Source organism: Vulcanisaeta sp., from assembly GCF_049966235.1.
In the GTDB taxonomy this organism is placed as follows: domain Archaea; phylum Thermoproteota; class Thermoprotei; order Thermoproteales; family Thermocladiaceae; genus Vulcanisaeta; species Vulcanisaeta moutnovskia.
In genome coordinates, this window is record NZ_JBMFVA010000024.1 from 1 (window position 1) to 19,481 (window position 19,481).

Annotated in this window: 22 protein-coding genes; 11 read left to right on the forward strand and 11 right to left on the reverse strand. The window is 45.1% G+C overall.

The genetic code is table 11. The features are described 5' to 3' along the window. Positions 1-412 (forward strand): DUF3782 domain-containing protein (locus ACP5L5_RS10290; protein WP_428763560.1); only part of this gene is annotated, 412 nt, incomplete at its 5' end. 214 nt (positions 413-626) lie between these two features. Here the strand turns inward: ACP5L5_RS10290 and ACP5L5_RS10295 are convergent. Next, positions 627-974 (reverse strand): AbrB/MazE/SpoVT family DNA-binding domain-containing protein, encoded by a 348-nt coding sequence (locus tag ACP5L5_RS10295; protein WP_428763562.1) that lies wholly within the window; start codon positions 972-974, stop codon positions 627-629. A gap of 298 nt (positions 975-1,272) precedes the next feature. Between ACP5L5_RS10295 and coaBC the strand changes: the two genes are divergently transcribed. Next, on the forward strand, positions 1,273-2,508 hold the full coding sequence (gene coaBC, locus ACP5L5_RS10300) for a bifunctional phosphopantothenoylcysteine decarboxylase/phosphopantothenate--cysteine ligase CoaBC (RefSeq protein WP_428763564.1): 1,236 nt from the start codon (positions 1,273-1,275) through the stop codon (positions 2,506-2,508). 12 nt (positions 2,509-2,520) lie between these two features. On the opposite strand, the gene ACP5L5_RS10305 is transcribed toward coaBC, so the two are convergent. The 4 genes from ACP5L5_RS10305 to ACP5L5_RS10320 all read right to left on the reverse strand — a co-directional run bounded on the left by ACP5L5_RS10305 (position 2,521) and on the right by ACP5L5_RS10320 (position 6,139). Beyond that, positions 2,521-3,579 carry an electron transfer flavoprotein subunit alpha/FixB family protein gene (locus ACP5L5_RS10305; RefSeq protein WP_428763566.1) on the reverse strand — a complete coding sequence of 353 codons (1,059 nt, stop codon included), beginning with the start codon at positions 3,577-3,579 and terminating at the stop codon, positions 2,521-2,523. Further along, positions 3,576-4,397 (reverse strand): electron transfer flavoprotein subunit beta/FixA family protein, encoded by an 822-nt coding sequence (locus tag ACP5L5_RS10310; protein ID WP_428763567.1) that lies wholly within the window; start codon positions 4,395-4,397, stop codon positions 3,576-3,578. The genes ACP5L5_RS10305 and ACP5L5_RS10310 overlap by 4 nt, the downstream gene beginning before the upstream one ends. 174 nt (positions 4,398-4,571) lie before the next feature. Beyond that, a complete protein-coding gene (locus ACP5L5_RS10315) occupies positions 4,572-4,865 on the reverse strand; it encodes a ferredoxin family protein (RefSeq protein WP_013604501.1) in 294 nt (97 codons plus the stop codon). After that, complete coding sequence (locus ACP5L5_RS10320) at positions 4,862-6,139, reverse strand: FAD-dependent oxidoreductase (protein ID WP_428763568.1); 1,278 nt, start codon at positions 6,137-6,139, stop codon at positions 4,862-4,864. Before ACP5L5_RS10320 ends, ACP5L5_RS10315 begins: the two co-directional genes overlap by 4 nt. Positions 6,140-6,391: 252 nt before the next feature. Here ACP5L5_RS10320 and ACP5L5_RS10325 point away from each other — a divergent pair, with 252 nt between their 5' ends. Further along, positions 6,392-7,903, forward strand: coding sequence for a radical SAM protein (locus ACP5L5_RS10325; protein ID WP_428763570.1), 1,512 nt, complete (start codon positions 6,392-6,394; stop codon positions 7,901-7,903). Between the two features lie 4 nt (positions 7,904-7,907). Continuing rightward, the gene (locus tag ACP5L5_RS10330) at positions 7,908-9,326 is read left to right on the forward strand and encodes a B12-binding domain-containing radical SAM protein (RefSeq protein WP_428763572.1); all 1,419 of its coding nucleotides are present in this window, start codon (positions 7,908-7,910) and stop codon (positions 9,324-9,326) included. Here ACP5L5_RS10330 and ACP5L5_RS10335 read toward each other — a convergent pair whose 3' ends face one another. From ACP5L5_RS10335 to spt4, 3 genes are all read right to left on the reverse strand, one after another. Then, positions 9,327-9,995 carry a hypothetical protein gene (locus ACP5L5_RS10335; protein ID WP_428763574.1) on the reverse strand — a complete coding sequence of 223 codons (669 nt, stop codon included), beginning with the start codon at positions 9,993-9,995 and terminating at the stop codon, positions 9,327-9,329. Positions 9,996-10,075: 80 nt separating this feature from the next. Continuing rightward, positions 10,076-10,477, reverse strand: coding sequence for a 30S ribosomal protein S24e (locus ACP5L5_RS10340; protein ID WP_428763575.1), 402 nt, complete (start codon positions 10,475-10,477; stop codon positions 10,076-10,078). Positions 10,478-10,530: 53 nt separating this feature from the next. Beyond that, positions 10,531-10,764 carry a transcription elongation factor subunit Spt4 gene (gene spt4, locus ACP5L5_RS10345; RefSeq protein WP_013604495.1) on the reverse strand — a complete coding sequence of 78 codons (234 nt, stop codon included), beginning with the start codon at positions 10,762-10,764 and terminating at the stop codon, positions 10,531-10,533. Positions 10,765-10,822: 58 nt separating this feature from the next. On the opposite strand from spt4, the gene ACP5L5_RS10350 reads away from it, so the two are divergent. Continuing rightward, positions 10,823-11,515, forward strand: a complete 693-nt coding sequence (locus tag ACP5L5_RS10350) for an endonuclease III domain-containing protein (protein WP_428763577.1) — start codon at positions 10,823-10,825, stop codon at positions 11,513-11,515. A gap of 3 nt (positions 11,516-11,518) precedes the next feature. On the opposite strand, the gene ACP5L5_RS10355 is transcribed toward ACP5L5_RS10350, so the two are convergent. Continuing rightward, positions 11,519-12,076, reverse strand: a complete 558-nt coding sequence (locus ACP5L5_RS10355) for a DUF367 family protein (protein ID WP_428763578.1) — start codon at positions 12,074-12,076, stop codon at positions 11,519-11,521. 61 nt (positions 12,077-12,137) lie between these two features. Between ACP5L5_RS10355 and ACP5L5_RS10360 the strand changes: the two genes are divergently transcribed. From ACP5L5_RS10360 to ACP5L5_RS10375, 4 genes are all read left to right on the forward strand, one after another. Continuing rightward, entirely contained in the window at positions 12,138-14,489 is a 2,352-nt protein-coding gene (locus tag ACP5L5_RS10360) for a xanthine dehydrogenase family protein molybdopterin-binding subunit (protein WP_428763580.1), read from the forward strand. Further along, the gene (locus ACP5L5_RS10365; protein ID WP_428763581.1) at positions 14,489-15,913 is read left to right on the forward strand and encodes an FAD binding domain-containing protein; all 1,425 of its coding nucleotides are present in this window, start codon (positions 14,489-14,491) and stop codon (positions 15,911-15,913) included. Before ACP5L5_RS10360 ends, ACP5L5_RS10365 begins: the two co-directional genes overlap by 1 nt. Positions 15,914-16,043: 130 nt before the next feature. Further along, positions 16,044-16,784: a mechanosensitive ion channel family protein gene (locus ACP5L5_RS10370; RefSeq protein ID WP_428763583.1), complete on the forward strand. Its 741-nt coding sequence runs from the start codon at positions 16,044-16,046 to the stop codon at positions 16,782-16,784. Next, positions 16,777-18,030, forward strand: a complete 1,254-nt coding sequence (locus ACP5L5_RS10375; protein WP_428763585.1) for a glycosyltransferase — start codon at positions 16,777-16,779, stop codon at positions 18,028-18,030. Before ACP5L5_RS10370 ends, ACP5L5_RS10375 begins: the two co-directional genes overlap by 8 nt. A 1-nt stretch (position 18,031) precedes the next feature. Here ACP5L5_RS10375 and ACP5L5_RS10380 read toward each other — a convergent pair whose 3' ends face one another. Then, entirely contained in the window at positions 18,032-18,433 is a 402-nt protein-coding gene (locus tag ACP5L5_RS10380) for a hypothetical protein (RefSeq protein WP_428763587.1), read from the reverse strand. Beyond that, complete coding sequence (locus ACP5L5_RS10385; protein ID WP_428763588.1) at positions 18,430-18,765, reverse strand: hypothetical protein; 336 nt, start codon at positions 18,763-18,765, stop codon at positions 18,430-18,432. Before ACP5L5_RS10385 ends, ACP5L5_RS10380 begins: the two co-directional genes overlap by 4 nt. A gap of 125 nt (positions 18,766-18,890) precedes the next feature. On the opposite strand from ACP5L5_RS10385, the gene ACP5L5_RS10390 reads away from it, so the two are divergent. Together ACP5L5_RS10390 and ACP5L5_RS10395 are read left to right on the forward strand one after the other, a co-directional pair. Further along, the gene (locus ACP5L5_RS10390; RefSeq protein WP_428763590.1) at positions 18,891-19,148 is read left to right on the forward strand and encodes a ribbon-helix-helix protein, CopG family; all 258 of its coding nucleotides are present in this window, start codon (positions 18,891-18,893) and stop codon (positions 19,146-19,148) included. Further along, a partial coding sequence (locus ACP5L5_RS10395; protein WP_428763591.1) for a type II toxin-antitoxin system VapC family toxin occupies positions 19,120-19,481 on the forward strand: 362 nt, incomplete at its 3' end. The genes ACP5L5_RS10390 and ACP5L5_RS10395, both read left to right, overlap by 29 nt.

Sequence of the window (19,481 nt, forward strand, 5' to 3'; positions counted from 1 at the left end):
GTCTGTTGGTGAGCCTAAGGTCGCCATGGGTTCTCTGGGCAGGAGGTGGGATCGTGACCTGGAGAGGACGGTCTTAGAGCTCTATAGGCACGCACTCGAGGAGAGGGGTATTGAGCCAGGTAAGGTTGAGAAGTTCGCATACATCGATGTTGATGGCAGGTACTATAGGCCCGGCGCTAAGCTTGAGGTTGACGTGTACGTCCATAACGATAAGTTGTACCTAATCGAGGTTAAGTCGCATGCTGATCTCGAGGATGTTGAGTGGTTGTTCGAGAAGGCTAGGATTATTGAAAGGATTCTTAACAAGAGGGCTGAGAAGACGCTGATGGTTGCCGTGAACATCGATAGGGAAGCCCTGGAAAGGGCTAGGCAACTGGGCATCGACACAATATACGGCGCAATAATAGAATGAACCTCACGAATCAATCCCTACTAATCCCGTACCTCCATGACATTTGTGGTCTCCTGTACCATCCGATAGGTACCAAACAGGCCCAAACTCTTAACCGTTTACCTCTGGATCCAATTTCAATGTATTAATGTACCTTGGGTGTGCTTATTGAAACTACTCTCACGACATTGCTTATTCGCGTAGCTTGAATTTAAGGTATATTAATTAATTTGAATTAATCCTCTAATGCCGCGTTAATCATTGCCTTTTGTCTCGGTATTATCATGTGAATTATTACCTCATCAAATGGTTTAATGCCGTACCTCTCCCTGACCTCCCTTGGTATTGTGAATTGCCTTGAGTCGGTATGCCTAGTCTTCAATAACCTAACATTGCCTAGCTCTATTTTTTGTCCATTATACTCCATGATTATGTCAGCATACCTAACCCTATCAAGTCCTAGAGACCTGACTAGGTTTGCCGGTATCAATACTTGATTATTTATGTATATCCTCATCATGTATGGGAGCTCATTTATTGGTAAACCTCTCCTACCAACCCTAATTTCCTCTGTGAATGTCATCAGCATTACCATGACTTAATGATTTTTAAGGTCTTTTGTGGAACTGAATTGTGAAACTCACGTGAAACTTCACGGAATACTTAGTACCTATTTGTTTTGTGGTTGAGACTTAATTAATAATTGAAATTAAATCAAAAGTCTAAGTGCTGTTGTTTATATTCTTTCTATTTCTTTATGCACCATAGACTTAAATACGGGTTTACCCACTGCTTCACTGATGATGAGGCGGTCGGGCCATGAATAGTGATTGGAATCGCATGGTCTGAACAACTTAATAATCAGTGGCCACTCAGTAATCGTGTCCTTTAGGGAAGACATAGAGTTAATCAGGAGTTCAAGGAGCAACTTACTGCGTGGTAAGAGGATTGTCCTGGCCTTAACCGGTGGCATCTCAATTTATAGAGTCCCGGACATTGCCAGGGAATTAATTAGGCATGGCGCTGACGTGATGACATTCATGAGCAGGGAAGCGAGTAAGCTACTTGGCCCTAGGGTTATGGAGTGGGCAACGGGTAATCCCGTCTATGTGGAATTGAGTGGTTATGCGGAGCATGTTAACATATGCACAACAGTCAATGCCGTGGTTTTGCTACCAGCTACTGCGAATACCATTGGTAAGGTGGCTAATGGGATTAGTGATACTTCAGTAACCCTATGTGCAATGACAGCATTAGGCTCGGGAGTACCACTATTGCTTGTTCCCGCAATGAATGAGTCCATGTGGAGGAATGCAATCGTCAAGGCCAACATCGAGAAGTTAAGGAGTATGGGTATACGCCTTGTAGAGCCTGTGATTGAGGAGGGTAAGGCTAAGTTGGCGCCTAATCAGGAGATTGTTGACTCGGTAATTGACCTATTATCACCGAGGGACATGAATGGCTTATCCGTGCTCATTACATCAGGACCAACCCATGAGTACATTGATGCCACTAAATACATAACCACACCAAGCAGTGGCTTAACGGGCTACCACTTCGCCAGGGAAGCGATGGCTAGGGGTGCCAGGGTCACGTTAATTGAAGGCCCCGTGAGTATTAATGATCCACCTGGCATTGAGGTTTATAAAGTCGAGAGCGTCCTTGAGATGTATGAAACGGCAATTAAGCTGGTTAGTAAGCGGCATTATGACTTGGCAATACTCACGGCAGCACCACTTGACTTCTATGTTAAGGATAGGGTAAGCGGTAAATTAAGTAGTGACCTGGATAAGGTGGTTATTGAGCTTATTCAAGCGCCTAAGATAGCTAGGGATCTAAAGAAATTCTCGTCAGGTACATTCCTAATAGCCTACAAGGCCGAGGTCGGGATCACAGAGGAGGAGTTGATTGCAAAGACAATGAAGAGGGCTAGTGAGGGTGATTGGGACCTGGCACTGGCTCACTTGGTGGGTAAGGATAGGGGTTTTGGTACGGAGAAGGATGAAGTAATAGTAATTGGTAGGAATGGTGTAATTAGGAGGATTGGTCCAGTGCATAAGCGTGAGTTAGCTAGGGAGGTTCTAGGAATGTATTTATCAATTATTAGAAATAAATGACCTAACTTAATCCTACTTTTTAGCGCTTCTTAACAACTCAATTAATTCTCTTACGACATCCCTATAATCACCAACTATTCCATAATCCACGTACTGGAATATTGGTGCGTTGGGGTCACTGTTTATTGCCACTATTACCTTGGACTCCTTCATACCAAATACATGTTGAATAGCGCCACTAACACCAACACCAATGTATAGTGTTGGCCTTATTGTCTTGCCGGTCTGCCCAACCTGCCTATCGGCGGGTAACCAACCAGCATCCACAGCCTTCTTAGTACCGCCAATCGTACCGCCAATCAGTTTAGCGAGTTCTGTGAGTAACTTAACACCATCAGCACTACCAACACCGCGCCCAGCAATAACCACCGTGTCGGCCTTCTCAACCGGTGGTAATTCCTCACCCTTAACCACAGGCCTTACCTCAATCAAACCCTGCCCATTAATGCTGGGTAATGACTCTACAGTCTCCTCAATCACCTCACCCTTTCTACTCGTGTCCCTAGGTGGTGTTGGGAATACGTTGGGTCTAACACTGGCGAGTTGTGGTCTCCTTGTTGGTGTCCTTATGTGCGCGAGTATGTTGCCACCGTATGTAGGCCTTACCTGATCTAAATCCCTGGTCTTGGGGTCAACATCAAGCTCTGTGCAGTCTGCCGTGATGCCAGCTCTTAGTGAATTGGCAACGTAGGGTGCCAATTCCCTGCCCCTCTTTGTAGCTGCGAATAGTATTATCTCGGGTTTATACTTATTTGCTAATTGAACAATTACGTTAGCGTAAATATGTGGTACGTACTTAACCAGAGCCGGGTGGTCAATATAGATTACCCTATCTGCACCGTAGTAAATGGGTTCCTTAACAGAATCACCGAGGCCACTACCGAGCATTACAGCCGTTACATCCGTGTTAATCTTACTGGCCAACTCCCTGGCCTTACCAATTAATTGCAGGCTGCCATCCTTAATAGTGCCGTTTACATACTCAATATAGACCCAAATACCCCTATACTCGTTCTTATTTACTGGATTCCACTCACTACAAATCTTTTGTTGGGCTTGTGCAGTGCTCATGGCTTGATCACCCCCTCCTTAGTTAGGTTATCCAGTAACCACTTGGCTGCCTCCCTTGGATCACCCTTGAATATCTGCTTCTTCCTCTCGACTGGTTTCGCATCCTCAATCTTAGATACTATTGTTGGTGAACCCCTAAGGCCCACGCACTCTCTCTCGAGCTTTAATGTGTTATTATCAACACTCTTTACTAAGCCATTTAGCTTAGCCTCAACTTTCCTAACAAGGCTTATGTCCCTCGGTGGATTACTATTCCTATAAACACTAATTATTATTGGCATTCTGTACTCGTAAGTCTCATAAACGCCCTCATCCTCAAGATACCTATTAACAATGATTAACCTATCCTCAAGCTTAACCTCAGCATCAACTGCGTAATAAACATAAGGTAGACTGAGCCAGGAGGCTACTTGGGCGGGCATGTGAGCTGTTGATGAGTCCGTGGTCTCCTCACCAAATATTATTAAGTCGAAGTTAGGGAATAACCTCTGTATGCCCCTTGCTACGGTGTATGAGGTTGCCAATGTATCAGCCCCGGCAAATGCTCTGTCTGTGACTAGGTATGCTTCATCTGCTCCCATGCCTATTGTTGACTCGAGGAAGTCCTTACCACTTGGTGGAGCCATTGATAGTGTTATTACCTTACCGCCATACTTATCCTTAAGTCTAAGGGCGAATTCAAGGGCATTCCTATCATACGGATTAAGCATTAGTGGTACTCCCTCACGCACGAGATTATGGGTCACTGGGTCAAGCCTAACAGCTGTTACGTTAGGTACAGCTGCCTTCACAGGAACTATTATCGTTAATCCACCCATCGTATTGAGTTAATCATTTGACTTAATATGCATTTCTAGCCTTTGACATATATAGTTTTATTCAAGCATATATAGTACCTCATCAACGATTCAAGTGGGATCACTACGGCATGGGTATTAACAATAAATAATAAAGACTTGGTTTATTGCATTATTTTTACCCAAGCCCTAAACTTAACCAAACCTATACTGAACACCGAAGCCGCTCTTGGGGTAATTCCACTCAATATTGTTCTCTGGACAGACTATGCGGCATGTACCGCATTCTAGGCAGCCCTCGTGTGAGAACATCACAGTACCGTCTGGGCCTGGCGTGTAGCACCTTGCTGGGCATAGGTATAGGCAGGGCTTCTTATCGCACTTCCTGCATTGATCAGGGTCTATTATCCTAATGTGAGGTCTCTGGTCGACATCCCAGGCATTGGTGTTTAACCTTTCCTCAATTGTTATTTTCCTATCGAGGCTCATAGGTTCATCACCAACTTAACAGCATCCTTTGCTAAATCAATGAGTGTTAATTTACCCTTGCCTTCAAGGAACGTTGCGCCTAGTCTCTTTGGTGTTCCATCAACCTCGAAGTACCTCCTTAATATGTTGTTTAGCATCTTCACGTAGTCATTATACAGACTTGGCTCTATTAAAACCTTGTGTGCATTCCTAAAGGTCTTAAGCTCCTTAAGTACGAAGGATTCCTCAAGTAACTTACCATAAACAGACAAGGCATCCTCATCATACTTACCCAATTCATGAGCCTTTGTAATGGCCTCCGCAGCCAACCTACCACTCTCCATGGCGAAATCAACACCCCTAATTATTATGCCCAGGTGCAGTAGGAAGCCTGCCGCATCCCCAACTATTAGGTAGCCATTACCGTATAACTTAGGCGGTGCTGCATTAATACCGGCGACAGGCGTTAGATGTGCCGAATACTCAAGGAGTTGACCACCCTTAAGCAACCTCTTTATCATTGGGTGTAGCCTAAACTCCTCGACCAGGTCATGGACAGGCATGTCCAGTTGATAACCATAACTTAGGTAAAGGACTATTCCCAGGGTAATTGCCTCCTTATTGGTATATATAAATGCACCACCAGGTAGGTAGCGCGTTGGGAATCCAGCCGCGACCCACGCCAATCCCTCATCCTCATCCAGGTTAAACCTCTCATTAATCTCCTCCCTACTCAACTTAATGACCTCCTTAGCACCGAGAGCCACCAACTCAGGGTTTAGCTTAGGGGCTAAACCACTCCTCTCTAGGACGAGCCTGTTTATTCCCTCGGCAATTATCGTTACGTCACCATAAACCTCATCATTACCAGCCCTAACACCGACAACCCTCCCATCCTTAATTATTAATGAGTCAACTGGGACCTCGGAAACAACAACGGCACCGGCAGACTCTGCCTTCTTATCGAGCCACTCAACGAAGTTTGTTAGGTATGCGGTGAAGGACTTATGCTCAACCTTAGTTGTCTCGAAGTCTATCGTTGTCCAGGAGTCCTCGGTCATCATTGTTATTCTCTCCCTTCTAACCCAGCGCTCCACAGGGGCCTCCTTAATGTACTCTGGGTATAGTCTATCTAGGACGTGGGCGTAAATCCTGCCACCATAGACATTCTTACTACCTGGCTTCTTACCTCTCTCAATAACCAGCACCTTAAACCCCCTACTGGCTAATTGCTGGGCTGCGGTAAGTCCTGCTGGTCCGCCTCCAACAATTACTACATCGAACTTGATTCCCACGGGGTCAAAGCTTAGACATATGCCTTATTAAGTATTAACGCTACATAGACTTATTAGTCATTGATTAAATATTAAACTAATTACAGCCTCTTTTTGGTGGTGATGAGGATGAATCCAAATGAATTGAATGATGACGCTCTATCCTGACTGATAATAATGAAAAGAGATTGCTCTTTCGAAAAACCACATGAAGGGTTTACGACGCATTTCGAATAAACAGACTTAACTTGATATCTAAAAAGATATTACCGTATGTCATCACTAGGTGAAAATATTGATAAGGCCATTGAGAGAAAGATGGAGAATTCAGGAAATGGTACTGGTGCATTAATAGCCGCAATTAGGTTATTGAATAGGGGTATTGTTAGGTGGGCATTGAGGGCGTTAACAAAGGAGGTTGAGTTCAATGGTGAGAAGAAACCATTAATGGAGTGGGTATTGGCTAAGTACGCTGGTGAGTCCCAATGCCCAACGGTGGCTCACTTCGTAGCTCCATTCTTCGAAATGGGCATTAAACTGGCCACGGCCTGGCTACACGCAGATGAGGAACCAATTAAGGAGTTACTGAGTGATCCAGCGATTAGGAGGGGCATTGTGACTACGTTAAGGGGCATAGCCCTATTCGGTGTCACAACGCCGCAGAAGCTCCCTGCCCCATTCTTCATAGTCTGGAACTTCACAAACGCCTGCAACCTAAGGTGTATTCATTGTTATCAGAATGCAGGTAGGCCATTACCCAATGAGTTAACACTTGATGAGAAGCTTAGGGTTGTTAAGGAGCTTGATGAGGCCGGTGTGCCGGCAATTGCGTTGTCAGGCGGCGAGCCAACGGTTCACAGGGACTTCTGGCCCGTGCTTGCCGAGATAGGTAGGAGGGGTTTCTACCCAGCCATCGCGACTAATGGAACGACATTCGCAAACCTAGAATTTGCTGAGAGGGCTAAGAAGCTTGGGCTTAGGTACGTTGAGATAAGTATTGATGCCGCTGATCCCGGCGTTCATGATAAGTTCAGGGGCGTACCAGGTGCATGGGCTAAGGCCGTGAGGGGTCTTGAGAATGCTGTTAAACTCGGCTTTAGTGCGGCCTTGGCATTCACTGTGACTAAGTACAATATTAATGAGGTTGATAAGATACTCGATCTAGCCCAGGAAATCGGTGTCAAGAGGGTTGTGTTCTTCAACTTTGTGCCTGTTGGTAGAGGTCGTGAGAACTTGGAGATTGACTTATCGCCTGAGGAGAGGGAGGAGTTCCTTAGGCATATTTATAAGGAGATGAAGAGGAGGAAGATGGAGATCATAAGCACAGCGCCCCAGTACGGTAGGGTTGTTAATCAATTAAGTAATGGTGAGGACGTTTCACCAACACACTTCGTGGTTGCCAATGACCCGGTAACCAGGGAGTTAACAGAGTTTATCGGTGGCTGTGGCGCTGGTCGTGTTTACGCAGCTATTGAGCCTGAGGGTACATTAACACCCTGTGTCTTCCTGCCATACCCAGTGGGTAACCTTAGGACCAAGTCCTTCTGGAATATTTGGATGGACCCATTCATGGAGAACTTCAGGGATAGGGATAGGCTTGAGGGATTCTGTGGTAAGTGCCCGTATAAGTTGATCTGTGGTGGTTGTAGGGCCAGGGCGTATAATTACTTCGGTGATGTCCTCGCGCCAGACCCAGGATGCATATACAATTCGGCTGAGTGGAAGAAGTTGCAGGAGGATATGCTGAGGATTAAGGTGAAGGTGTCACCACTGGTCTTTAAGTGAGGTGATGAGTGTGAAGGTTCTGCTTGCGGTTCCACCGGGCATTGATAAACTGGAGCTGTATAAGGTGCTTGGACTAAAGGCTCCGCCACTCGGTCTTGCCTGGATCGCTGCCGTACTTGAGAGGGCTGGTCATAAGGTTAGGATTATTGACTCACCAACTGAGGGCATTGACTTGAAGACATTCATTAATGAGGTTAAGTCCTGGCAACCGGACATTGTTGGTTTAACGGCAATAACACCAACCGTTTATAAGGCGTATGACGCAGTCAAGGCAATTAGGGAGTATGATAGTGACATACCCATAATGATGGGTGGTCCGCATGTAACGTTTATGTATGAGGAGGCGCTGAATAATGGTGTTGATGTTGTTGTTAGGGGTGAGGGTGAGTACACAACGCTTGAACTTGTAAATGCAATTGAGGGGCATGGCCTAGATCCAATGCATTTAAGGGCAATAAGGGGGTTGGCGTTTAAAGATGGTGATCAGGTCATAAGGACACCGGATAGGCCGCCAGTTAGGAACCTTGATGAATTACCACCACCAGCCCGTCATTTACTACCAATGGATAAGTACACCATATTCGGTAAACCAATTAGGATAGTACATGTGATGGCTAGTAGGGGATGCCCATATGGTTGTTCCTTCTGCTCAACATCATACTTCTGGGGTAGGATGGTTAGGTATAGGTCCGCTAAGGCCGTGGCTGATGAGATTGAGGACGCCATGAATACATATAAGACCAACATAATCGTGTTCACGGATGATGAGTTCACCCTGGGTAAGAGGTTCGTTTATGACTTCCTCAAGGAGCTTAGGGAGAGGAAACTCGACATAAACTTCTCCTGTGGTTCTAGGGTTGATACGATAGATAAGGAGATGATGACTGCACTCAAGAGCCATGGATGCACTGCATTGTACTTCGGCGTTGAGTCCGGAAGTCAGGAAACAATTAATAAAATTGGTAAGAGGATAACCCTTGAGCAAGCGGTTAAGGTATTTCAATGGGCTAAGGAAATAGGTATTGATCACGTGGGCTCCTTCGTAATAGGATTCCCATGGGAATCAATTAATGATATGAAGAACACCATTAAATTCGCCATGAAGTTAAACCCAACCTATGCCCAATTCACAGTGGCTACACCATACCCAGGAACGCCACTCTACCAACAAGCACTTAATGATAACTTAATTGAGGATTGGAACTGGGAGCACTGGACGACCTTGAGAGCAGTCATGAAGGGTTACAGATTCACAAAGGAACAAGCGCAAAAAATGCTTCAGTGGGCATACGTGAAGTACTACAGCAGGCTTGGCTTTTTAATCCATGAGTTAATACATGGTAGGTTGGGGACAGTATTAACGGCCATTAAGAATTCATTGGTGCCGTGGTTCACCGAGAGACTGCTTGGACGTAGTGAGTAACTAAGCACTCGCGCTAAGTATTTCCTTCAAAATCACTAGGTTTCTTCTACCTGGTAGTGTGGCGTTAATGAAGGAATCCTTACTAATACTCACACCCCACTTGCTCACTATCTCTAATACCTTATCAAGGTCATCAGTAAAGATTCCATTCTCGACATAATTATGTATCATGTTTAATGCACTGTACACGGTATCCATGCCATACACCTTGGCAAGCCAAACAATCATGTCAGGCACATTCAGTACCACCAGGTTTTTGTCGCTTAACTTAATGACTAATCTCATGTATAGCGTGGTTACGTTATTCACAGTGATGCACTGCACCTTATCACAATCATTATCATCGACGATGTAAGCATCATAAACCCTAATACTACCCGTACCAAACTCTATTGACAATGAGGCACTTAACCTACCCAGCCTAAATATCTCTATTTCATTACCAAGCCTCTCCACAATCCTCCTCATACGCCTAAAGAACTTATGAACATCATTCCTATCGCAATTCCTAGCCACCAATGGCGTTGTGGCAAGTACTGGTAAATCCATGCAATTAAGGCCTAGGTTTTTGCAGAATTCAGTTCTCCTATAAAGTATGAATAGTAATAGGTGCAGTGTGTCCAGGTACTTAATTGGGCATTCATTAATCGGCACTTCCCTAAAATCCATAAAGATACCACTTACTCACCCCGTGATTTACTTAAAAAACTATTGACTATAGGTATAAATTTACCTTAATGAATCCCTCATCACTTCTTGGCGGCGGCCTTCTTCTTTTCTGTCTTCTTCTTTTTCATTTCCTCACGTATCTTCTTGGCTTCCTCCTTGGGTATGTTCCTAAGCTTTACGTAGAGCGGTTCGATCTTCTCGCCAGTACTTAGGTCGTCATATACATGAGCCTCTATGGTGCTCCTGTGCCTGCCGTACTCAGTAATTACCCTCACAACATAAACCTGATTAACATCAACACCCATAGCCTTCGCTATCTCCTCACGTAACTGAAGCCTACTCGGTGTTGGTAGGCCCACGTGCCACGCCTCGGCACTCACCTCCTTACGACCAAACACCTTATTCTCCCTAATATTAAGTAACTTAAGCACAAGCTTTCCTGCCTCAACGCCCTCTGGTAATTGCGGTGTTGGTATTGACATCCAATGATGGCGTGAGAAACCCCTTAATAAGTATTAAATCCTTAGGTAATTACTTATAGGACCTCAATGGCGTACATTCCTGCCTTCGTAATACCAAGCCTCTTGGCAATACAGGACTCCTCAGGCTTCAGTATTATTATTAGGCCCATCCAATCCTTAGTGAAGTCAGTGCCACCACACACTGGGCACTTATCAACATCCTCAGGTACTATGGCCTTACAATTCCTACAAGCCTTATAACCAGGCAGTGGACTACGCCTTACTGGTCTCCTACCTCTGGAGCTCATTACACGTTGCGCGGGTTTACTTTATTAATAAACTTATTCTTAGGTATTATGCCTAGTCATGAACGAGACTGTGAATAGGTTAATTGAAATTTTTAGGAAAATGAAGGATGAATTGGAGAGTGTTGGTTGGTACCCAGTGGATGCTGAGTCAACCAGGTGGTGGGGCGGTGCTGAGACGCCTGATGAGGTTGTCATCACGGCAATGCTTGTGCAGCAGACGCGTTGGGACGTGGTTCACGAAGTACTCAACAGACTTAGGAGGCTTAGTCTTAATAAGCTTGAGGTTATTGCTAATACTGATCCTAATTACCTTGCCGAGGTTATTAAGGGCGTTAATTACAGGTTCACCAAGGCCCAGAGACTTGTTAAGTTTGCGAAGAACGTAACCATGATAGGTGGCTTAGGGAAGTTAAGACTTAGGGGTGATGTTAGGAATTTCCTGCTTAACCAGGAGGGCGTTGGTAGGGAGACCGCGGACTCAATAATGCTCTTTGCACTTAATATACCAACAATGCCCATATCACAATACACAAAGCGCGTATTCAGTAGGTTGTTGGGCCTTAAACTTGGTGATAATTATGACATGTGGAAGGAATTCCTTGAGGGCCTACTGCCCAGGGACCTATATACATATAAGTTAATCCACGCGTCCATAATCACGATAGGCAAGAAATACTGCCTACCAACTGATCCATTATGCAATAAATGCCCACTGAGGGATGTATGCCTATACGCCAGGGGCAGGAGATAGCCCCTACTCATTACCAGTCAACGCCCTCATTAGCTGGGACAATCCATAATCCACATCATCAATACCCAACAACTCCCTCTCCGGCGATAAATCACCAATGGCATACCTCTCCAGGTAATTCAAATTAACATTAATGAAGTTGAGACCCCACTTATACAGCCTTAAAGCTTCAATTGCTTCATTCCTGAAGCCCATTATGTATAGTGCAGCAGCCACGGCCTCAATAGTGCTCAGTATGTATGGCTTACCATAATGCGTTGGATTAACCGCTATGAGTAGTGGTAATCGCCTTCTAATGAAATAATCCCTAGCAAATCTATTATGCGTCTCAGTGACCCTCTTCCAGGAACAGTCTATTAATGATAAACCCCTATGCACGGCAGTATCCCTATCACTCGGTGTTAATGGTGACTTAGCCGTTGGGTCAAGAAGTACTGAGCCCCTAGGTAAATACCTGGCACTACTGACTAACTGTGCGAATCCAAACCTAGCCAGTTTAATGGCTGTATTCTTTCTTGGGTCATCCTGAGGTACTCTATATATGAATACCCTCAGCGTCACTGAGTCTCTATAGGATCACTAACTTAATACTTTAATAACCAATCCCCAACACTAATGATTAATGAGTAAATTGCCTCACTATCGAGAGGGTCTACGTGCAGTGACTGGTTCTACTGAGTACATTGATGATACACCCACACCACCAGGCACGCTTTATATGGCAATTTACAGAAGCCCCTATGCCCATGCACGAATACTAAAGGTTGATTTAAGCGGTGTCTTTGAGCATGGGGGTATTGCCTACGGTCCTGTTGACTTGGCTAAGGTAATACCAAACCCATTCCCACTCGCCGTAGATGTACCGATTAAGTATTACCCATTCGCTCAGGGTAAGGCTCGTTTCGTCGGTGAGCCGATAGCCATCGTACTAACTGACGACCCATACAGGGCTGTGGATCTTCTTGATTATGTCCAGGTGGATTTCGAACCATTAAAACCTGTTCTTACGCTTGATGATGCATTGAAGGGTGATGTTCTTGTTCATGAGGAGTTAAAGTCAAACATAGCCATGTATAGGCACATGAAGTTTGGGTCTGTGGATAAGGTGTTCTCTGAGGCTCCCGTGATTGTAAAGCGCGAGTTTTATTACCAGAAGTATAATGCAATGCCCTTAGAGACTTATGGGGTTCTTGCCCACTACGTTGGTGGTGAGTTAAATGTTTGGGCTAATGTTCAGGGACCAATGTTAATATCGTACTTCATAACGAGGGCGCTGGGACTACCAACAGGTAGCCTTAGGTTATTTGGCCCTAGGGACATTGGCGGCAGTTTTGGCTCCAAGTATATGCTATATCCATATATAGCCCTAGTCGCAGCCGCATCAATACTAAGCGGTAAGCCTGTTAAGTGGGTTGAGAGTAGGACGGAGCATTTCGTCAGTAGTAGCTCGGGTGGTGCTAGGAAGGGCGTTGTGGAGGTCGCGGCCACTAGGGATGGCTTAATACAGGGTTTTAGGTTTAGGTTTTATGAGGATGTTGGTGCATACCCAAGGCCTCCCGATCCCGGTGTTTTGTTTAGGGTTCATGGAAACATGAATGGTGCATATGACGTTAGGGCCATTGAGGTTGAGGACCACGTAGTAGTCACTAATAAGTTACCCTCAGGTTTGAACAGGGCTTATGGCGGACCACCATTTTACTACATGCTTGAGGTTGCCGTTAATGAGGTTGCCCGTGAATTGGGCATAGACCCACTTGAACTTAGAATTAAGAATCTCATTAGGGAGTTTCCGAAGAAGATTGGTGATGAGTACTTCTACGAGACCGTCACTGGCGGCTTATACCCAAGGCAGGACTACGAGAGGGTAGTCAGGGCCATAGAGCTTGAATATAGGCGTTGGCTTGAGGAGAGGAGGAAAAACCCAAACATTGGTGTTGGTATTGCTATCCTCGTTGAACCCGCAGGCACGAATCTAGGCTATACAGACCTTGCGATTGAGCCCAGTAAGCGTAAGTATCCGCACTCCGGTTCTGGTTCGTACGTATCTGTAAGTATTGACATGAGTGGTTACATTAGGGTCTTCGTTAATGGTACGAATGAGGGGCTTGGTCATGAGACAACACTCGCTGAGGTCATTGCTTCAGAGTTTGGTGTTGATCCGTCAATTGTCTTTGTTGAGAATAGGGTTGATACCACGAGGACGTGGGCATTATCCGATGGTTCCTACTCATCCAGGTTCGCACCAATAGTGGTTAGTGCCGCGATACTTGCCGCTAGGCAGTTGAAGGATAAATTAACTAGGCTTGCCATGGTAATACTTGGCACGGATAAGGTTGGTTATGAGAATGGTCAATTCTACGACATAAACAACCCAAGTAGGAGGATTGATATTAGGAGGATGGCATCATCAATTAATTGGGACCCAGGCTCGCTACCTGAGGGTCTAGATGCATCGTTAAGCGCCACAGTGTTTTATCAACCACCAACCGTTAAGGCTGCCGAGGGTGATAGGATAAACTCCTCAGCAACGTATGCAATACAGGCGCAATTAGCGGTTATAGAGCTTGACCCAGCTACGTATGACATTAAGGTTAGGAAGTACGTTATAGCCCACGATGCAGGTAGGGTATTGAAGAGGGAATTCGTTGATGGGCAGTTAATGGGTGGTTTAATGCATGGGCTTGCCCTCACGTTGTATGAGGAGTTGATGTATGATGATCAGGGTAATCCAGTAACAACTAGCCTTGATATTTATGAATCACCAACGCTCGCTGAAGCCGTGGGTATTGACATGGAATTCATACACTTTGAAACACCGACCAAGCACCTTGTTTCTGGTGCTCATGGTGTTGGTGAGGGCGTAATGATGGGTGTACCAGCGGCAATTGTCAATGCCCTAGCATCAATAATTGGTAAGGCAGTGACTGACCTGCCATTGAGGCCGTATAAGATTATGAGGGCTATTGAAGGGTGATGGGTATGGCCTACTCACTCGGTTTTCCCAGGGGATTTAAGTACGTTAGGGCTTCAACAATTGATGAGGCGTTGAAGCTACTTAATGAGTATGGTGGTGATGCCAAGGTGCTTGCTGGTGGTATGAGTCTTATGCCAATGCTCAAGCTCAGGATGACTGAGGTTAAGTACCTAGTTGATATACTTGGTATTAATGAACTTAGGTACGTTAGAGTTGATGGTAATCACCTAAGGATTGGTGCTTTGACGACGCATGGTGACATTGCAATGAATAAACTAGTGAATGAGTATGCGAAGATACTTAGTGAATCGGCCTGGCACATAGCGGATATCCAAGTTAGGAATCTGGGCACAATAGGTGGTAGCATAGCCCATGCTGATCCAGCGGCTAATTACTACCCAGCCCTGATTGCCCTGGATGCCGAGGTGGTGATAAGGGGTGTTGGTACGGAGAGGACGATTAAGGTTTCAGACCTGTATAAGGGGCCTTATATAACTGATTTGAAGCAGAATGAGGTAATTACCGAGGTCAAGATACCATTGAGTGGCTTGAGGGGTGTTTATGAATTCTTTAGGAGGGGTGGCGCCTCATTCCCAAGCGTGATAGTTACAGTTACTTATCAGGAGAGGGATGGCATCATTACGGACTCCAGGATAGCAATAGGCGCGGTTTACCCAGAGCCTGTTTTGGTGAGTGGTCACCTAAATGGCCTTGGGATTAAGGAGGTTGGGGCTAGGGTAAGTGATATTGTTAATTCAATATTCTCATCAATAGATGCTAAGCCCCTTGAGGACACCCACGCACCTAGTGATTACAAGGTTAGGGTTGCCAGGAACCTATTGACCAAGGCATTGATGAGTATAGCTAATGGTTCAATGCAATACCTAAAGACACCCACTAGGGAGGACTTTATTAGGTGGGAGTTTAGGGATGGTGTTGAGTACGTCGGTGAACTCGTTAAGGTTAGGGTTAATGTTAATGGGCAGTGGATCGAGGACCTGGTAGAGCCGAGGCTACTGCTTCTCGACTTCCTGAGAAGACATGGTTTTAAGGAGGTTAGGAGGGGTTGTGATGAGGGTAAGTGCGGTGCATGTACTGTGCTTGTTGATGGTAGGGCTGTCAAGTCATGCATGGTACCAGTGGTCAGGGTTTCGGGGCATTCAGTAACCACAATAAGGGGCTTGAGTAAGGGTATGGAACTACACCCAATACAGAGGGCGTTCCTTGAGGAGTACGCCATGCAGTGTGGTTATTGTACTCATGGTTTCATGATGGTTACTCATGACTACCTCACAAACATTGATCCGGCGGCTGATGAGGATGTTATGAAACTAAGCATAAAGAATATCTGCCGTTGTACTGGTTATGTCAACATAATTAGAGCCATTAAGAGGGCTTCGAAGTACTTAACCGGTAGTACCTAAAAATTAAAATAAATAGAATCTCTCTTTCTATTATTGTTCTATTTAAACAATGAATGGTAATAAATAAGTAAGTTACGGCTTGATAGAGTAGAAACCTTAAAAGAAGAGCGTTAATGCAGTGCTTTTAATAATGAGTACTTCTAACTCAACTGTTACTCCTACCACCACGTCTTCGGAAATCTTCGGATTCATACCACAGTACATATTCTACACCGTGTTGGCGGCTGTGGTTATAATGATTGTTGGTTATGTAGTTGGTAGACTGGTTGAGATACTAATAAAGAAGATAGCCTATACCACTGGCCTTGATGCCTTCTTTAGGAAGACATCCATTGGTAGGGCACTACTTAGGAGTGGCTATACTGCCGGTGACTTCCTTGGTTTATTCGTTAAATGGGTCATATACATCGCTGCCATATTCTACGCATTGCTTGAGCTCTCGTACGTAAGCCCAAACCTCGCCTTCCTCTACGACACATCCAGAAGTGTGTTGTCATACCTGCCGTACCTAGTTTCTGGCGTTATAATCCTAGTAATTGGCCTAATAATGGTTGATTGGATAAGCGACTACTTCAAGCGTAGTTACCCAACCAATGATCAGTACTCACAGACGCTCCTAAACTTCGTGGGCGATGCCTTCAGGTTCATACTCTACTACATGGTCATAACAATAGCCCTAAGCGTAATGAAGGTTAACGTGACGATACTCTACATATTCGCCCAAGGCCTCGCCTGGGCAGTTGCCATAGGGCTTGGGATAGCCATCGGACTTGTGCTCGCAGTACCACTCCGCGAACCATTAAGGAGACTTCTTGAGAGTGAATGGGGCGGACAACGTAGAAGTGAGGAAAAGGGTGGGGGTGGTGGGTAAACCTATAGTTGGTGTAATAATGTACCAGACGAGTGAATCTAAGGGGCAGGAGTTAGTGGCCCAGAGGATGGTTAAGTGGTTCCTTAGACTTGGTTATGAGGCTTACCTAATAACGAGTATTTACCATGACGGTAATGAGGTTGTTAGGAGAAGGACCGTGGAGACTTCGCTTGAGGGTTATGTGTTTCAGGAGAAGGATCAAGCCATTGGCCTACCGACTATTAGGGTTGATAGTTACATGGCGAAGTGGCCTCCGAGGCGTATCATGTTTAAGAATTTCGTGGATGTGCTCAGGAGGATTAATGAGAACTTCGGTATAAACTCCCTTATAACGCATTCGACCCTTTGGAATGGGCCTGAGGACACCGCCAAATACGTTATGTGGAGGAGGATGCTCATAACCTTCGGCCTGGAGGGTGGTGATGTGTTCTTTGCGCACATGAGTCATTACCAACCACCCGACCCTACCAGGTATGATGTTGTTGAGAGGACGTATAGGCTTACCTGGAATCACATGGCGTTTCCCGAGATTTTTAAGGCTGCGAACCTCATTCTCTGTGTAACGCCTATTGAGGGTGAGGAGATGGTTAGGATGGGTGCAAGGCCTGAGCAAGTGTATATATTTCCCGGCGGCATTGATGATGACGAGGTCTCGGACCTAGGCCTTGTTGATTCAAGCGATTTCAGGGTTAAGTATAGGATACCGGATAACGTTAAGATAGTGGCTTACCTGGGCACGGTTGAGGAGAGGAAGAACCCACTCGCTGTTGTCCATGCGGCTAAGTTGCTTAGGCATAGGAGGGATGTTCACTTTGTAATTGCTGGTAAACCTGGCGATCAGTGGGATGAGGTCGTTAGGGAATCTAAAGGTCTCAGTAATGTTACCTTGACTGGCGAGTTGAGTGTTGAGGATAAGAAGAAGTTGATCAAGGAGGCCTACGTGAACATAATAATGAGTAAGATGGAGGCCCTTGGATTAACACAGCTTGAGTTCATGTATGGTGGCGTCCCCGTAATCACATCAGCAATCTACGGACAGAAGTGGGTTGTTAGGGATGGCGTTGATGGTATTCATGTTAATGGCCCAGACGACATTGAGGGCGCTGCTAAAGCCGTGGAGAGACTTCTTGATCATCCCGACGAGAGGGATAGGATGGGCAACAATGCCAGGGAGAGAGCTACCCAATTCCTAATGAGCAAGCTTGTTAAGGACCTAGCAGTTAAGATAGAAAGCTCTCTGCAGTAATTCAGGGATCCATCAATGTATTGTTGAACTGGCTAATCAATGAGTAGACTATCCACGACATATCTATAGCCCATAAGAAGTAAATGAGGGGGCTAACGTTAACTACGATGCCGTGAATGGCTATGACCGTTGGTATTGATAGGAAGATGGCCGTGATTAACACGGCCTCACCAAGTATGACTGGGTAAACGAGCACGTGGCCTGACAATACTCCTTTGAGGAAGGCAAGTATGGCGAAGGCCACGATGAGCACTAGGTACTCACTGATTAGGCTGGGTATGTTTGGCGCGATGTGGGATAGGTAGGAGCTGAGTAATGAGTAGAGTATTAGCATAAGTATTAGGAAGAGTAGGTCGGTAATTGCATTGAAGACGCCGCCTATTAACCTATCCCTAATCCTCATGATGGGGTCACCGTATTTGTAATATTAGCAATTCCAGGTATTGACACGGTTATATTTATTGGGAGAGTTAATGAGGTGATGGGCATTGTTAGGTTTCCAAAGCCATAGGGCTCAATATAAATGCTCCTTGATAAGCCACCCTGCATTATCGTTATTATCACTGGTAGTGGTAATGGATTATGAATCGTGAAGACCAAGTAATACCCACTACCTGTTTGATAAATATTGGCACTAACGTACTTACTGAGGCTACCCGCCGTTAATGCAGAAACGCCAAGTATAACTATAGTAACCACAAGGGCTAGCACAGCCAATGTAATGGCAACCCTCACAATAATGGTCCTAATCACAGGTAAATAAGTCTTAACGCCTTGGTAATTTAGGAATGCTTGACTAAATGGATTAATTAAGTATTTACAGAAAAACTTATTTACTCCTTTAAGTCAATAAGGAAGATATGGGCAAGATAAAGACTAGTATCTATATCGATGAGGAATTATGGAGGGAGTTTAAGAAGCATGCTGCGGAGCAGGGTTTAGACGCTAGCGAATTGCTGGAGGAGTTAATTAAAGAGGAGCTGATGATTGAGCTTAATACGCTAATACCCGAGGAGACCAATCCAGAGCTTGATTTTGAACCGATTAAGCCCAGGGAACCAGTGAGTGGTCTCGTGAGGGAGATGAGGGATGAAAGAGAGAGTGATTTATCTGGATAGTAGTGCCATAGTAAAGAGGTACATTTCTGAACCCGGCAGTGATTATGTAAAATCACTTTATCTAAGTTCCTATACGGGTAGTGTAAAATTAGTATTCAATGCATGGAACATAGGAGAGGTATTAGGGGTCCTTGATAGGGCGAGAATGAGGAAGTTAATAACTGATGATGAGTATAAAACCGCTAAACTACGATTCATAAGAGAAACCCTAAGACTAATTAAATTAGGTGTACTTATGGTTATACCAATTAAATTATCGATACTAAAGAGTGCATGGGCAATAATCGAGAAATATCACATTTATCAGGCTGACGCCATACAAGTAGCAACGGC